This window comes from Planktothrix rubescens CCAP 1459/22 (assembly GCA_904830895.1).
Taxonomy (GTDB): Bacteria; Cyanobacteriota; Cyanobacteriia; order Cyanobacteriales; family Microcoleaceae; genus Planktothrix; species Planktothrix agardhii.
The window spans coordinates 2926050-2941638 of record LR882958.1 but is presented as its reverse complement, the minus strand read 5'-3'; the positions used below and the strand labels follow the sequence as shown (position 1 = coordinate 2941638).

The following is a 15589-nucleotide window of genomic DNA, read 5'->3' as shown; positions in this document are numbered from 1 at the left end:
TATTGTTTTATGTCACATCCTTTTTCCTTTGAAGTTCAGGCGTGCTGTAGTCAAACTAAAGCCCGTGTCGGCTTATTTCATACTCCCCATGGTTGGGTAGAAACCCCACGATTTATGCCCGTGGGAACCCTCGCCAATGTCAAAACTCTGACTCCAGCACATCTCAAGGATGCGGGCGCCCAGATGGTGTTATCCAATACCTATCACCTACATTTACAACCAGGAGAAAAGATTGTCGCCGGGGCGGGGGGACTCCATCGGTTTATGGGCTGGGACGGCCCAATGCTGACGGACTCCGGGGGATTTCAAGTATTTAGTTTAAGTAAAATCAACACCATTACCGAGGAAGGTGTTACCTTTCGTTCCCCCCATGATGGACGACTGATTAACTTTACCCCAGAACTTTCGATCCAAATTCAAAACGAATTAGGGGCGGATGTGATTATGGCCTTTGATGAATGTCCTCCCTATCCAGCGACGCGGGAGGCGGTTGTCAAGGCCACCGAACGGACAAAACGCTGGTTAGAACGCTGTATTAAAGCTCATAAACGGTCTGATCAAGCGTTATTTGGAATTGTTCAGGGGGGCGTTCATGCGGATTTACGACAACAGGCTGCGCGAGATTTAGTAGAATTTGATCTCCCTGGATATGCCATTGGCGGGGTGAGTGTGGGGGAACCTTCAGCTTTAATTGAAAAGATTGTGCAGGTGACAACCCCCATTTTACCGTTTAATAAACCCCGTTATCTCATGGGCATCGGAACCTATCGAGAAATGGCCCAAGCGATCGCGGCTGGGGTGGATTTATTTGATTGTGTCATTCCCACTCGTTTGGGCCGTCACGGGGCGGCCTTGGTTCAAGGAGAACGGTGGAATTTAAAGAATGCTCAATTTCGGGAGGATTATCGCCCCTTAGATGCCACTTGTCCCTGTTATACCTGTCAAAATTTTAGTCGGGCTTATCTGAGTCATTTGGTACGGGCGAAGGAAGTTTTGAGTTATACCCTAATTGCCATTCATAATGTTACCGAATTAATTCGTTTTACCCAAAGAATTCGAGAGTCGATTTTAAATAATCGGTTTGCCGATGAGTTTGAATTTTGGCTCACCTCAACGGATGCGTCAGCAACCCTAGAGGATGACGAAATCGATAAACGTTCCGATCACCCGTAGTAAGCCCTTCAGGGCTTCTTCATTGATTTTTGACATTTTTAGTATCTTAACAATGGCAAGGTTTAATTTAACCACAAAGACACAAAGAAGTTGTAAACACGCGCTTATGCCCATTGCGATAAGCTGTTAAGGGTTTAAACTGTATAATTTAGCGGATAATTTTGAAGTTAGGATCTTTTGCTTTACCCGGTCGAGACCTTAGTTGCAATCAGCAGGTTTGTAACCAAGATATTTCTTAGCTGTGTAACACAGATTTTCGTGTTTTTCTTTCTCTGCCTCTCTCTCCCGAGCCTCTGGAGTGCAGTTAGTAAAGAAATATATGATAAACCAAAGCAGAAACGCCGAAGCTATTATGTTCGTTCTCGTGATTTTCTCCGGTGGTTTTCTATCATTAGGTGGTTTTCTATCCTTATCGGGTACTTTCATGATACTTAACCATGTAATTTAATTAAGGAATTATAAGCTATTTCAACAAGGTTTTTAAGGGTAAAGAAATAAAACTTAAACATTTCAATCCCTGATAGTCCTCACCGTTTGAAGACGCCCAAATCCATAACAGATAAAACTTTCGGGCAGAAAATTTCTCCTTCCATTGCAACATCTATCCTCGACTCTGGGGAGTTTGTTCGGTTCGATAATTGACGGGCTAGGGGAGAAGACCCTGCCGTGGCCGTTGGATAGGGGATGATTTTCTATATCTAACCCCCCTGTTTTTTCTCTAATTCGTCAATTCTGAGTTGGGTTTCCTGGGCTGCTTTTTGATTTCCGGTTTTTTCCAGAATGGCTAAGGCTTCTTTCCAGGTTTGGAGGGCTTGGGAATATTCTCCTTGAGCATAATAAAGCGTTGCTAAATTATTTAAAGCTGCGGTTAAATTATTTTGATCATTGGCTAATTTTGCCAATTCAATTGCTTTTTGATAGGAGATTAAAGCCTGATCTGGTTGTTTTAATTTTTCCTGAATTTCTCCAATCAAATTATGAATTTTTGCCGCCCCCGTATTATCCGCAATTCGAGTCATGAATTCTGAGGCTTGTTTTAAATAAACTAAAGCCTGGGTATCATCTCCTAATTGACGATATAATAACGCCATATTACCTAATAGTCGTCCGACTCCAGCTTGATCACCAATTTGACGCCGCAGGGCTAGGGCTTGTTGATAAATTTCTAAGGCTTTTTGGGTATCTCCTTGAACTAAATATAACGCCCCTAAATTATTTAAGGTGCGACTCAGATCCCGTTTATCCCCCACTTCTTCCCTAACTTTTCGAGCGTCTTGATAGAATTTTAAGGCTTGATCATATTGTTTTAAACTGCTATAATCGGAGGCTAAATTATGTAAAGATTCAGCAATATTAGGTCGATCATTAATAGACTGAGCAATTTGTAAAGCTTCTTGATGGAGTTTCAAGGCTTCTGAGATTTTGTTTTGATTGCGATAGGAAAATCCGATTAAATTTAAACTCCGACTGATTCCTATTTGATACTCTGGATTTTTATTTTCTGCTTGTTGATTTAATTGTCGATAGGACGTGAGAGCTTGTTGTAGGACTTTTAATGCTTCTGTATCGTTGCCTAAATTACTATAAACTTCTCCAATATAAGTTAGGGTTTCGGCAATTTCTTCGGGTTTACCTTGTTTTTGTTGTTGTTCCAAAACCTTTTTAAATGTGGCTAAGGCTTCAGGAAATAACCCTTGACGAAATTGTTCAACCCCGATTTTAAATAAAGCATTAATATCAGGTTTTGCTGGAGTTTGAGCTAGAATTATTGTTGATTGTCCCCCAATAAAATTGAAAGGGGGTGTATGGAGCAAAAACCAACTGATTACTAAACCCAGGGAAACGGGCAAAACTCTAGCACTAGCCGTTAAAATACCCAGGGGTTTTAATAGAAATAACTGCTTTTGAAACAATAACGAATTATTCATGGCAAGATTTAAGAATAAACACCGGATATGAGAGAAAAAATAACGGAATGGGGAAACACAAAGAATTGATATTCGGTGATTTCTCCTGTCCCACCCGCGATTAAGTTCACCTCTATATTAATATTGATCAAAATGCTCCTAAATTTAACTGTTGATACTATTCTTAACCGTGCTGTAGCAGGTGATGACCTATCCCCAGAGGATGGGGTGATTTTGCTCGAACAAACTGATCCGGTGATTCGGGAGAATATTCGGCTGGTGAGTGATACCTTGCGATCGCAACAAGCCGGGGAGACGGTGACTTATATTATTAATCGCAATATCAATTTTACGAATATTTGTGAACAGCATTGCAGTTTTTGTGCCTTTCGTCGAGATGCGGGGGAGGAAGGAGCTTTTTGGTTAGACATTCAGCAAATTTTGGAAAAAACAGCCGATGCAGTTACCAGGGGGGCGACGGAAATTTGTATGCAGGGGGGGTTAAACTTAGAAGCGAAAATTCAAGGAAAATCCTTACCCTATTATCTAAATTTAGTCCAAGCTATTAAGACTAAATTCCCTCACCTGCATTTTCATGGCTTTTCACCTCAAGAAGTCCAATTTATCGCCAGAGAAGATGATCTTAGTTATGCGGATGTGATTATGGCTTTAAAAGATGGGGGAGTGGGTTCGATGCCGGGAACTGCTGCGGAAATTTTAGCAGATTCAGTCCGAAATATTATTTGTCCTGAAAAAATTAATACCGCCACTTGGTTAGAAATTGTTGAAACAGCCCATAGTTTGGGGGTTCCGACCACGAGTACGATGTTATCGGGTCATATTGAAACACCCCAACAGCAAATGCACCATTTACAGCAGTTGCGATCGCTACAACAAAAAGCCCAGAATTATCCGGCTAGAATTACGGAATTTATTGTCTTACCGTTTGTGGGAGAAATGGCTCCAGCCCCTTTGCGGCGACGGGTAGGACGGGATCAACCGATTTTAGCGGATACTTTGTTATTAACGGCGGTGGCTCGAATTTTCCTGGGAAATTGGATCTCTAACCACCAACCCAGTTGGGTGAAATTAGGGTTAGAAGGGGCTACAGAAGCCCTGCGATGGGGTTGTAATGATATTGGTGGCACTTTAATGGAGGAACACATTACTACCATGGCGGGTGCTAAAGGTGGCACTTGTATGGAACCCGAAACCTTGAAAAATGCGATCGCCTCCCTGGGACGTCCTCATCAACAACGGGATACGCTGTATAATTACGAATTACGAATCGGTAATCGGTAATCGGTAATGGGGATTAACACAAATTAAAATCCGTGAAATCCGTGAAATCCTCTTAAATCCGTGATTGACTCGCCCGGATGAAGATTAAATCATCTTGACGAGTCGAAAGGACAAAACAGAAACTTTGATTTTCAGGCGACAGAACTGTCATTTAATTCTTCAGTTAATTCTTCAGTTGAACCATCATTATGGGAATTTCTGTAAAGACTGGGTAAAGAGCCACTCCAGTTGAAAATTTTCTTATAGAATCACATCTTATTGGTCTATTTGTCTTAAAATTGCTGGGTGTATTCTGGCTCCTGGTAACAATTATCTGTAAAATAATCAAGCCAGTTACGGTTTCAAATTCAGAGGTGGACAATGATTGATGAAGGCGTTGTTAAATATTCCTGTGAATGGGTTTTGGGGGAAAGAGTTGCTCTGGAATCGATCAAATCTTTAATCCAATGGCGAAATCACATTCATAAATTAGGATTAATTGGAGTTTATGATAATGGTATTGGATTTGGAAATATTAGTATCCGTATTCCTCATACTTTACAATTTATTATTTCTGGAAGTCAAACCGGACATTTAGCTCAATTAGAACCGGAACATTATACCGTTGTGACGGATTTTGACATTCAACACAATCATCTCACCTGTTGCGGGCCAATTCAAGCCTCCTCTGAATCCCTAACCCATGCTGCAATTTATAGTTATCAACCCGATATTAATGCCATTATTCATGTTCATCACCCCCAACTTTGGCGCGATCTATTATATCAAGTTCCGACTACCCGGAAACAAGTTCAATATGGAACCCCAGAAATGGCAAAAGAAATGTTTAGATTGTTTGATCAAGAAAATTTAAGTCAGCAAAAAATATTAGTGATGGCTGGACATGAAGATGGATTTTTAACCTTTGGAAAAGATTTGGATGAAGCAGGAGAAATATTATTGAACTATAGCAATCCTATTTGAGTTGTATCCAAAATTTAAGATTAAGAGGGAATAGGGAATTACGAATTACGAATTACGAATAGGGATAACAATATCAAGCCTAATTTAAGGACATAGAATGGGATAATGAAGACACAACATATTGATTACGTCCTTGAGCTTTGGCTTGATATAGTCCTTGATCCGCGATCTCGATCAATTGTTTATAATTGATCTTTTTCGAGGGAATAACCATGCCAATTCCTAAGCTACAAGTCATATAATAACCCACCGATGAACCTGAGTGAATAATTTTTAATTTTTTAATCTGGGTTTGAATATTTTGGGCGATTAAAATAGCTTCATCTATCCCGGTTTTAGGTAAAATAATGGCAAATTCTTCCCCCCCATATCGGGCGACGAGATCCGTAGGATATCTCATGGCTTTACAAATAGCCTGAGCTACCTCTCGCAAAGCCTGATCCCCGGCTAAATGTCCATAGGTATCATTATAGGGTTTAAAGAAATCTAAATCGCAGATAATCACTGATAAGGGGGCTTGTTCTTGAGATAATTGATCCCATTGACTTTGTAAATATTCATCAAAATAACGACGGTTAGCAATTCCGGTTAAACTATCAGAAGTTGCCAAATATTTTAATTCATGATTAACAATTTGTAACTGATGATAAAGTTCTGATTGTTGAATAGCGATCGCCAATTGTGCCGCCAAAGAAAACAATAATTCCTGTTCCCAAGCCTGCCATTTTCGAGGACTAGAACATTGATGAGCGACTAGCAACCCCCACATTTTCTGTCCATGCCAAATCGGAGTGACTAAATAAGCTCGAATTTGAAGTTTAATTAATAGTTTTTGATGACAACGACTTAAATTACTTGTGTAAATATCAGCAACGGATTTAACTTGATCGATCTTTTCCAGACTCAAAGTTTCCTTGATGCAACAATCTTTATATCGATTACCTAACATAGAGAAACACCCCTGAGCACAGGATTCTGTTAAGACTTCTCCTTCTTTATCGCTATCAAAACGAAAAATAATCACCCGTTCATTCTGTAGAGCTTGACGAACTTCCGTGACGGTGGTGTTGATAATTTGACTTAATTCTAGGGATTCATGGATGCGTTGTGTCAGTCGGGTATTCAGTTGTTCCCGTTCCGCTTGCTGTTTTAGTTGTTGTTCAATTTCTAAGCGATCGCTAATATCCCGCGCTAAAGTATGAATTAATTGTTGTCCCCCAACTTGAATTAATCCCAGACGCACTTCCACCGGAAAAGTGGTTTGATCTTGGCGACGGTAAATTCGTTGTAGGGTGATGGGTTGACCCTGGACTAAACTTTGAAAAAATACTAGCGGAAGCGGATCAACTTCTATCTGTTCAAGGGATAAACTTAAAAGTTCTTTTCTGGTATAGCCCAAACTCTGACAAGCAAATTCATTCACATCCAAAATCCGGCCATTAAAATCATGCAACAGAAATCCATCCGCCGCCTGTTCCACTAAGGCTCGAAAACGAGTTTCACTTTGTATCAGGGCGATTTCTGTTTGCTGTAACCGTTGGGACGCCAGACGTAAATCCAACTGTTCGATCACCAATTCCCCTAGAGATTGCAGGGTTTGCACTTCTAATTCACTTAATTCATGGGGTTGATGATCCATCACACAAAGGGTTCCTAAGCGTTGTCCATCGGACGTACACAAAGGAGCCGCCGCATAAAACCGTAGACCAAATTCTCCCGCGACTAAGGGATGATCACACCATTGGGGATCGATTAGGGTGTCATTGATGCAGTAAACGCCCTGATTATACATGGCAAAACCGCAGAAACTGCCTTCTCGATCAACTTCAGGACAATCGAGTCCCAGGCGGGATTTAAACCAAATTCGATCCTGCTCAACTAAACTGACCAAGGAAATCGGAACCCCTAGCAACCGAGACGCTAAAAGCGTAATTCGGTCAAATGCAGCTTCAGAAGCCGTATCTAGGATGTTGTAATGATAAAGTGCTTTTAATCGTTGATTTTCCTCAACACTCGGAGATAGAGACATACCTTGAGGTTACCTAGAATAACTACCGATTATATCTGGTTTGGATTAGCACAGAGGTTGATGGTGAATTGGGATGCAATTGATACAAGTGGGTTGAAAGGCTAAGAATCTAAGAACTTGATTGGGATTCGATCTTAAAATATCTATAACACATTTTTTGGGCTGAGTTCTTGTAAAATATGATGCTGTGGACAAGCACAAAATTTGAAACTCAGTTCCTGCCAGCATTGTAACACTCTCCATTTAAAATGAAGCGTCATTATTTAATAGGGCTAATTTTAACAACATTTTTTATAATTTTAATCGGTCAAATCCCAACTATTGCCACCGATGATAAAATTCCATTTCAACCTCACCCTTTACCAGAAAGTTTAGCACATTGGCAAGATCCAAACAATCAAGGTGATTATTTTGATAAAATTGAAGCTCCTAATTTTGGTCATTTAATTTTTTCTGATTTTCCGATCAAAGTTTATATTGAAAATCCCGTTTCCGATCAAAACTGGAAGCAAAGTATTTCATCGGCTATTTTTAAATGGCATAATTATTTACCCTTAAATCTAGTTGAAGAACCTGAAAATGCTGATATTGAAATTATTAGAAAAAATCCTCCCCTAGACCCTCAGAAAAAACGCGCCAGTTCCGCAGAAACCCGTTATCAAGTTTCGGTTAAATATACTCCCCAAGGGTTTCCCTATTTATCCCACCGCTTTACGATTTGGTTAAGTCCCACCCAAACTGGAAAATATATTCAAGCCGCCGTCCTTCATGAATTTGGTCATGCTTTAGGAATTTGGGGTCATAGTCCTGAACCCACAGACGTCATGTATTTTTCCCAAGTTCGAGAACCCCCGCCTATTTCTGCTAGAGATATTAATACTTTAAAACGGATTTATCAACAACCGACTCGTTTAGGCTGGCCTGTATTGTAGTAGGTAATGGGTAATGGGTAATGGGTTTTGGGAGGGAAAGAATTTACAGTCGGGTTTGCTGGATTAGTCTTGATCAAATACCACCAAAAGCGCGACTACTATAACGCAAAAATCCAGTCAAAACGATTAAGGTCTGGTACAGAATGACCAGACCTTAATCACTATAAAACAAACTAAGTTGACTCAAGCAAATTTCAGATAAGTTAACGAAAAAAGCAAAACACTAAACTAAGGTGGACAACAGATTGCAACTTTTCCAATCAGAAGTATTGCACTAGGAAAGTCGATACAGACCTTTGTTCCGATATTGACCCCAAAGCCAACTAAATCCTTATCGTTTTGAAGCTCCAGGCGAGTCCTTGACCCTCTACAATATCAACAGTTTGGTAGTTCACAGTGCCACTGACGGTGTTGCAAGGGGATTAAAGCAGAACGGACACGAGCATTTAATCCGGTGGGGTTGTTATCAACAGTTGCGTTTTGTTGAGCGGTGTCCTATAACTATTAAGTTAGCATGACTTTTGCGATCGCCTACCCCAAATTTACGAAAATTTACACAGTTTAATATTTTGCAATAATTAATAAGAGCAATTTCAATTAGTATAAATAAAGTTTTAATCAATCACTTTTAACCATCCGTTGTTTAAACGATTAATAATTTCACTGATTTGTTTACATTCGCGTAACCCTAAAACTTGGTCAGAAAAAACTAAAGCCATTAACCCGTTTTGGTCGGCGCGGGTAATTTTACCTGTAGCGTAAATTTTGCTGACGATATGCTGAATATCAATAGATGTTCCCGATAATACCTTGTTCATGCTTTCACCCGGTCAGGTCAATTTGTAATCTATACAGACCTATTGACTCAGAATCAGGATAAATTAGAAAATAGGTTCAAAATCAGATCGATTAAGCACTACAATATCAACATTATATAGCAACCGCCAAGGCAGTTAAGACACCAGACGGATCTTGGAACCCAGACGGTAAAGTGTTTTCCCCCGGTGTTCCCTCCCCCCCAAACCCCCCGTGCACGGGGGGCTAGGGGGGCTGTTCCCTGCTATACTTAAATCAATTGTAGTAGAAATTAATGATTAGAAACGTAAGTTGCTAATCCTCTGAATTTAAGCCCTAAAATAATATCATTCCATTCGGAACCTAAATAGTTTCCAGTCATAGTAATAGCATTAACAAAGTAGAATCCATCTAAATCCGTTGCTTGTTCTGCCCAATTATTAATATCAAACGAGTCAGTTTTATTAAATTCTGGTACAGTTTTATTATTATTTTCATCGGGTAATACATAGAGATTGTCTCCGTATTTCTCCACAATTGTTACCCCTTTAACTTTACGAATCTTCATCGGGGAAATTGTTTTTGATGGGTTGTATCCTTGAATGATTTTCATGTCAACCTTTCCTTATGGGTAATGATTACATTGAATTGTTGGGTGCGAGTCGGATTAGAATGATGTTGATATTGCTACTATCTCTGGTGAAGTCGGTTCTGATAGGGAAGATTGTTCCAGTTCTTGGCGCGTCCCCAAAATCTTTGCTCCCCATACACAAAAGACGAAATCCATTATGTAACGGATGTGACAGTTGAGCAAGTGGTTTTGCCATTGTCGTTACTTTTTGTAAAATTTCCGGTTTTTGATTATTCTTTCTTGAATAAAAAAACCCCTCTCTGGGACTGAGAAGGGAATAGGGAATAGGGAATAGGGATTTTAACGGACTGCTACGGCGGTTTATTCTAATATAATTTCGCAGGTATCACCGTTATATCCTCGTTTGGGTTGAACAAAAACTTGATCACCCGCTTGTAGTTCCAGTTTGTTCAACTGTTCTTTGCTTAAATGGGCAACAATTTCACGCCCATCGGCTAGGGTTAAATCCACTTGAATATCCCAGCCTAAATGAGTCACCCGTTTCACGTCTGCAACAGCACTAAGTTGTTGATAATTACTGGTATGTAATTCCAGATCATGGGGACGAACAAAAATATTAGTAGCAGTAGAATCTAAATCAAAATCTTGAAATAGTGTTGTATGACGGGGTAACAGATTCACGCTACCGATAAACTGCATAACAAAGGGGGTCGCCGGGTGATCATAAATTTCTGAGGGGGTTCCCACCTGTTCAATTTTGCCCTGATTCATCACCACAATTTCATCCGCGACAGCCATGGCTTCTTCTTGATCATGGGTGACAAATACACTGGTAACGTGAACTTCATCGTGTAGTTGACGTAACCAACTGCGTAATTCTAAGCGAACTTTGGCATCTAAGGCCCCAAAGGGTTCATCGAGTAATAAAACCTGGGGTTGCACGGCTAAAGCTCGGGCTAAAGCCACCCGTTGACGTTGACCGCCAGAAAGTTGGGAGGGATAACGATTTCCTAATCCGGTTAACTGAATTAAGTCTAATAATTCTTCGACTCTAGCTTTAATTTTTTGCTGAGGATGTTTGCGAATTTCTAAACCAAAGGCGATATTTTGACGGACGGTAAGATGTTTAAACAGGGCATAATGTTGGAAGACAAATCCAATATTACGCTTTCTGACATCTAAATAAGTGGTATCTTGACCGTTGATAATAATTTGTCCACTGGTAGGGGGTTCTAATCCAGCTATTGCTCTTAATAAAGTAGACTTTCCTGAACCGGAAGGCCCTAATAAAGCGACTAAAGTTCCATCTTTAATTTCCAAGTTAATCTGATCTAAGGCTTGAAAATTACCGAATACTTGAGAAACGTTGTTAATGATAATACCCATAGTACCTCTAAGAATTACGAATTACGAATTGAGGAATGATTAAAACAATTACGAATTACGAATTGAGGAATAATTAAAACAATTCGTGATCTCTAATTGGTAATTAATTAATTTATCCGTGACTGGTTTTTCTTTCTAATATCTCCTTGAGAACTAAAGTAACTAAGGCGAGTAAAGCTAAAATAGTGGCTGCGCCAAAAGCGGCTTCGGTTTGATAGTTTTTGTAGGCTTGTTCCACAAAAGTTGGTAAGGTTAAAGTTCGACCTGCAATTAATCCAGAAACAACCGCCACCGCTCCAAATTCACCCATTGCTCTAGCATTAGTTAATAGAACACCATAGAGCAAACCCCATTTAATATTCGGCAGAATCACACGCCAGAAAATTTGGAAATCCTGAGCGCCTAAAGTGCGGGCGGCTTCTTCCTGTTCTGAACCCAATTCTTCTAAAACCGGAATCACTTCTCTGGCTACAAAAGGTAAAGAAACAAATAGTGTTGCTAGTACCATTCCTGGGAGAGAAAATAACACTTTAATATCCAGGTTTTCTAATGCTGGCCCAAACCAACCATTACGACCATATAACAGCACAATCATTAACCCAGCTACCACAGGAGAAACAGCAAAAGGTAGGTCGATAATACTAATTAATAAGGTACGACCTCTAAATTGATTTCTAGCAATTACCCAAGCGGCGCAGAGTCCAAAAACCGTATTAATCGGAACGACAATTAAAGCAATAATTAAGGTCAGTTGCATTGCTCTTTGAAAGTCACTGGTATTAATAGCAATCACAAACTCTTGGGTTCCTTTATGAAAGGCTTCATAAAAAACTGCTATTGCTGGAATAAATAAAACCAGAGCCAGATAGAGTAAAGCAATGCCAATCAGCAGCCATTTAACCCAAGGGAATGACTGAGATTGAGCGGGATTTGTTGGGGAAGATGCCATAAAAGGTAAACAATTAACTGGTTAAAAATTCTTAACTTTTCAGAGAATAACGGCGGCCCCACTGTTGCAGCGCATTGATTAATACTAATAAGCACAATGAGATAATTAAGAGGACTGTACCCACGACCGTCGCACCTACATAGTCATATTGTTCTAAGCGCTGAAACACTAAAATCGGGGCAATTAAATCTTTAAAGGGAATACTAGAAGAAATAATTACTACCGAACCATATTCTCCCACAGCCCGGGAAAAACCCAGGGCAATTCCGGTTAAAATTGGCGGCATTAAGGGGGGGAGTAAAACCCTGATAAAAGTTTGGAATTGAGATGCACCTAATGACCAAGCTGCTTCCTCCGTTTCCCGTTCCATTTCTTGCATAACTGGTTGTAAAGTTCGCACCACAAAGGGCAGAGAAATAAACAACATGGCAACAAAAACCCCTAAACGGGTGAAGGCTATTTTAATCCCAAATGGAGCAAAAAATTGTCCAATCCAACCGTTATTACTATAAACCGTTGCTAAGACTAAACCAGCAACGGAAGTGGGTAAGGCAAAGGGTAAATCAACGGCGGCATCAATTAATTTTTTCCCAGGAAAGCTATAACGAACTAACACCCAAGCGATTAAAGTTCCCATGATTCCATTAATTGCCCCGGCAGCTAAACCAGTTACAAAAGTAACGTTATAAGCGCTCATGGCAACGGGACTAAAGGCAATTTTCCAAAATTCCTGGGGGGATATGGTTAAGGATTTTGTAATTAATGCTGCAAAGGGCAGAATTAACATAAAAATCAGATAGGAAAAGGTAAAAACCCAGGGGAAAGAAAGCCTCCCCCAAAGTTCTTTTAATGGGTTATTAGAAGCTGGTTTCTGGGTTTTAAACTGGTCTACAGAAGTCACCATTAATGTTTAATACTCTACGGGGAATAGGAATTGAATTGATTGTTTACCAACCATCTACTTCTGATTTTGAATCCCGCCAAATTTCAACATCCAAATCGGAAAGATAAATCAGGGCGCTATCAATTTGTTGGGGAGTTCCTTTCAGGAGTAAATCAAACCAACCATCTTCCCGGGCATTCTGACCTAAAATTGCTCCGATAATGTTAACTTGTAAACCATAATCGGAAGCTAGGCGAGAAATCACGGGTTCTTGGTGGTATTCCTTGGGAATTCTGACTCTAATTCGAGAATCAGATTGATACTTTTCTCTGGCATTTAATCCAGATAAATCTGTATTTTCTTGATCAATATTTGGAGAATTCAAAGACATTTTAATCTCCTCAAATAAATGACTAGAATTTTGGGGACTGAATCAATCTCTATTTAGATTGGGCAATTTGGGCTTGGATTTGATCAAAAATTGCTCCATCAGCAAAAAATTGAGTATCTACCTCTTTCCATCCACCTAAATCCTTAATAGTGAACAGTTTTTCAACTTTAGGAAATTGGCTGGCAAATTCGGCTTCAACCGTGGGTTCAACGGGTCGGAATCCGACTTTGGCAAACTCTTTTTGAGCTTCCGGTGTAAACAAGAACTTGGTAAAAGCTTCTGCTACTTGACGGGTTCCATGTTTGTCTACATTTTTATCAACAACGGCAACCGGGTTATCAATGGAAATGTTATAATCCGTGGGCACAATATAGGGTTGTTTATCTCCTTTTTGAGCCGCTAAAATCACCTCGTTTTCATAATTAATTAAGACATTGCCTTGACCCTGTTTATAGAAAACATCACTGGCTTCCCTGGCATCTTTTGGTAGCACCGGAACTCGACGAAAGACACTTTCTACAAAGGTTTGAGCTTCTTCCGGGGTGCCTCCGGCTTGGGTGACGGAACCCCACAAGGCCAGGACGTTCCACTTCGCTCCGCCAGAGGTTTTGGGGTTAGCTGTAATCACCTGAACATCATCACGGGTCAAATCAGACCATCCCTTAACGTTGGTATTGGCATCTCTGAATACCAAAGCCGCGACGGATTTATGGACAATCGACTCATTAGGAAGTTCCTGTTCCCAACCCGGTTGGATGAGTCCAGCTTTTTCTATTTTTGCGGTATCTCCGGCTAAGGCCAAAGCCACCACATCGGCATTGAGTCCATCAATAACCGCACGGGTTTGGGAGCCTGAGCCACCATAACTTTGTTCAAACTCTACAGTTTGCCCGGTTTGGGCTTTCCACTGTTCCACGAACTTAGGAATAATGTTTTCATAAGCCGTTTTAGTGACTGCGTAAGATACGAGGGTGAGTTTAATCGGTTTGTCCGTTTGGGCGGCTTGGGGTGCAGGAGTATTCGTGGCGGTAGGAGATGGATTGTTGGCGTTATTGTTAGGTGAGGAGCAAGCTACCACCATGCAGTTGAGTGCAAGTCCAGTCAAGACATAACCAATAGACTTAGCAGAGAAACGTTTTGGGGGTAACGGTGAACTGATTCGCATTATCACACTCCTGAAATCCATCTGGAATTTATTTACACAGTCTTTTGTTTTTGACTGCCTTTGGATTCTATACTAAGTTAGTTTGAATTTCAATACATCTGCATTACAAAATTAAAAACTTAAATTTATCAATCAATGCTTTTACCATGTCAAAATACATATAGGCTGACCCAGTTATGTAGTCAGAGGCAGTCCAATCCAGTTATCCTCCCCTGGTGTTCAGCCCCGCAATGCGGTTCTAGGAACTGCACTCCCAGCATCGCTACCCTAGGCCAGCTATAAACTATAAATTTGGTGGAGTCCCAATAGGGAAGTAAAATATGACAGCACAAGCACCTTCATCACCTGAAGCCGAGTTAGCAAAACTTTTGATTCAGACTAACTATCTTTTCCGAGACTTAGAGATTAACTGGCTGGCTCAGTATCTTTCTCCAGACCTGACTATAGAAAAACTGTATTCTAATCGTCCTGTCTATACAGCCTTTCGTCCCAATATCTTTTTAGATGTTCTCTATATTATTCTCAGTGGCGGGCCAATTATTACTCGGAGTACACCCCTAGACCGAATTATTGCCATCAGTTATCCGGGGGGATGTTTTGGGATGAGAAATCTTCCCTTTGGTTTTGGCCAGATGAGTCGGGCGTTTCCCAGTTTAGTCGAAGCCTACAAAACCACCGATATAATTAAACTGCCCCTAGATACCCTGAAAGAAATTTATCAGGATAGTCCAGTGGTGCGGGAACGCTATGATAAATTCTTTGAACTGCGGGAAAAATTTCAGTATCATCTACTTAATTGCAGTTCCTATCCTCCTCAAGCCGTGGCTGCACTATTCAGGGCATTGGTCTATCAAGAACGCAGTCTAGGAAATCAACCCCAGTCCGACGGAGTTTATACCTTCGATTTGCCTATTGATGTGATCGCTCGTTCCTGTCAGTTAAACCACCGCACCGTTGAACAGGTTCTCAAAGGAATGCAGAAAGTCAAATTAATTGAAGCCGCGAAATCCAGTGATTCCTCGGAAGATACGATTCGAGTTATTGACCCCGAAGGATTAAAAGAAACCTATAGTGCCACCCGGGATAAGGTTTCCTGGTGGCCGTTGAAGTAGGTAAGGATTA

Annotated in this window: 14 protein-coding genes; 5 read left to right on the top strand and 9 right to left on the bottom strand. The window is 40.5% G+C overall.

Translation table 11 applies throughout. The features are described from left to right. The first annotated feature begins 9 nt into the window (after positions 1-9). The gene (tgt, locus tag NMG86_RS13775; RefSeq protein WP_026797872.1) at positions 10-1173 is read left to right on the top strand and encodes a tRNA guanosine(34) transglycosylase Tgt; all 1164 of its coding nucleotides are present in this window, start codon (positions 10-12) and stop codon (positions 1171-1173) included. Positions 1174-1871: 698 nt separating this feature from the next. On the opposite strand, the gene NMG86_RS13770 is transcribed toward tgt, so the two are convergent. Further along, positions 1872-3101, bottom strand: a complete 1230-nt coding sequence (locus NMG86_RS13770) for a tetratricopeptide repeat protein (RefSeq protein ID WP_052338726.1) — start codon at positions 3099-3101, stop codon at positions 1872-1874. A 132-nt stretch (positions 3102-3233) separates the two neighbouring features. Between NMG86_RS13770 and cofH the strand changes: the two genes are divergently transcribed. Both cofH and NMG86_RS13760 read left to right on the top strand, forming a co-directional pair. Then, positions 3234-4382: a 7,8-didemethyl-8-hydroxy-5-deazariboflavin synthase subunit CofH gene (gene cofH / locus NMG86_RS13765; protein ID WP_026797870.1), complete on the top strand. Its 1149-nt coding sequence runs from the start codon at positions 3234-3236 to the stop codon at positions 4380-4382. A gap of 360 nt (positions 4383-4742) precedes the next feature. Then, a complete protein-coding gene (locus NMG86_RS13760; protein ID WP_026786485.1) occupies positions 4743-5345 on the top strand; it encodes a class II aldolase/adducin family protein in 603 nt (200 codons plus the stop codon). A 79-nt stretch (positions 5346-5424) separates the two neighbouring features. Here NMG86_RS13760 and NMG86_RS13755 read toward each other — a convergent pair whose 3' ends face one another. After that, entirely contained in the window at positions 5425-7374 is a 1950-nt protein-coding gene (locus tag NMG86_RS13755; protein ID WP_052338725.1) for a diguanylate cyclase domain-containing protein, read from the bottom strand. Between the two features lie 248 nt (positions 7375-7622). On the opposite strand from NMG86_RS13755, the gene NMG86_RS13750 reads away from it, so the two are divergent. Further along, positions 7623-8306, top strand: a complete 684-nt coding sequence (locus NMG86_RS13750; RefSeq protein ID WP_026797869.1) for a matrixin family metalloprotease — start codon at positions 7623-7625, stop codon at positions 8304-8306. Positions 8307-8920: 614 nt separating this feature from the next. Here NMG86_RS13750 and NMG86_RS13745 read toward each other — a convergent pair. From NMG86_RS13745 to NMG86_RS13715, 7 genes are all read right to left on the bottom strand, one after another. Next, on the bottom strand, positions 8921-9124 hold the full coding sequence (locus NMG86_RS13745) for a hypothetical protein (protein WP_026786487.1): 204 nt from the start codon (positions 9122-9124) through the stop codon (positions 8921-8923). 269 nt (positions 9125-9393) lie between these two features. Continuing rightward, entirely contained in the window at positions 9394-9714 is a 321-nt protein-coding gene (locus NMG86_RS13740; protein WP_026797868.1) for a hypothetical protein, read from the bottom strand. Positions 9715-10053: 339 nt separating this feature from the next. Then, a complete protein-coding gene (locus NMG86_RS13735; protein WP_026797867.1) occupies positions 10054-11079 on the bottom strand; it encodes a sulfate/molybdate ABC transporter ATP-binding protein in 1026 nt (341 codons plus the stop codon). Between the two features lie 112 nt (positions 11080-11191). Continuing rightward, a complete protein-coding gene (cysW, locus tag NMG86_RS13730; protein ID WP_026797866.1) occupies positions 11192-12028 on the bottom strand; it encodes a sulfate ABC transporter permease subunit CysW in 837 nt (278 codons plus the stop codon). A 31-nt stretch (positions 12029-12059) separates the two neighbouring features. After that, entirely contained in the window at positions 12060-12932 is an 873-nt protein-coding gene (cysT, locus tag NMG86_RS13725) for a sulfate ABC transporter permease subunit CysT (RefSeq protein WP_043938609.1), read from the bottom strand. A gap of 43 nt (positions 12933-12975) precedes the next feature. Further along, a complete protein-coding gene (locus NMG86_RS13720; protein WP_081694482.1) occupies positions 12976-13302 on the bottom strand; it encodes an NIL domain-containing protein in 327 nt (108 codons plus the stop codon). 49 nt (positions 13303-13351) lie between these two features. After that, positions 13352-14467 carry a sulfate ABC transporter substrate-binding protein gene (locus tag NMG86_RS13715; RefSeq protein ID WP_043936993.1) on the bottom strand — a complete coding sequence of 372 codons (1116 nt, stop codon included), beginning with the start codon at positions 14465-14467 and terminating at the stop codon, positions 13352-13354. A 320-nt stretch (positions 14468-14787) separates the two neighbouring features. Between NMG86_RS13715 and NMG86_RS13710 the strand changes: the two genes are divergently transcribed. Then, on the top strand, positions 14788-15579 hold the full coding sequence (locus NMG86_RS13710) for a Crp/Fnr family transcriptional regulator (RefSeq protein ID WP_026786494.1): 792 nt from the start codon (positions 14788-14790) through the stop codon (positions 15577-15579). Positions 15580-15589: the final 10 nt, after the last annotated feature.

Coding starts and splice junctions, on each gene's coding strand:
- NMG86_RS13770 (WP_052338726.1), bottom strand. CDS start 3,101: ATGAATAATTCGTTATTGTTTCAAAAGCAGTTATTTCTATTAAAACCC.
- NMG86_RS13740 (WP_026797868.1), bottom strand. CDS start 9,714: ATGAAAATCATTCAAGGATACAACCCATCAAAAACAATTTCCCCGATG.
- NMG86_RS13735 (WP_026797867.1), bottom strand. CDS start 11,079: ATGGGTATTATCATTAACAACGTTTCTCAAGTATTCGGTAATTTTCAA.
- cysW (WP_026797866.1), bottom strand. CDS start 12,028: ATGGCATCTTCCCCAACAAATCCCGCTCAATCTCAGTCATTCCCTTGG.
- NMG86_RS13760 (WP_026786485.1), top strand. CDS start 4,743: ATGATTGATGAAGGCGTTGTTAAATATTCCTGTGAATGGGTTTTGGGG.
- NMG86_RS13715 (WP_043936993.1), bottom strand. CDS start 14,467: ATGCGAATCAGTTCACCGTTACCCCCAAAACGTTTCTCTGCTAAGTCT.
- NMG86_RS13755 (WP_052338725.1), bottom strand. CDS start 7,374: ATGTCTCTATCTCCGAGTGTTGAGGAAAATCAACGATTAAAAGCACTT.
- cysT (WP_043938609.1), bottom strand. CDS start 12,932: ATGGTGACTTCTGTAGACCAGTTTAAAACCCAGAAACCAGCTTCTAAT.
- NMG86_RS13745 (WP_026786487.1), bottom strand. CDS start 9,124: ATGAACAAGGTATTATCGGGAACATCTATTGATATTCAGCATATCGTC.
- tgt (WP_026797872.1), top strand. CDS start 10: ATGTCACATCCTTTTTCCTTTGAAGTTCAGGCGTGCTGTAGTCAAACT.
- NMG86_RS13710 (WP_026786494.1), top strand. CDS start 14,788: ATGACAGCACAAGCACCTTCATCACCTGAAGCCGAGTTAGCAAAACTT.
- NMG86_RS13720 (WP_081694482.1), bottom strand. CDS start 13,302: ATGTCTTTGAATTCTCCAAATATTGATCAAGAAAATACAGATTTATCT.
- NMG86_RS13750 (WP_026797869.1), top strand. CDS start 7,623: ATGAAGCGTCATTATTTAATAGGGCTAATTTTAACAACATTTTTTATA.
- cofH (WP_026797870.1), top strand. CDS start 3,234: ATGCTCCTAAATTTAACTGTTGATACTATTCTTAACCGTGCTGTAGCA.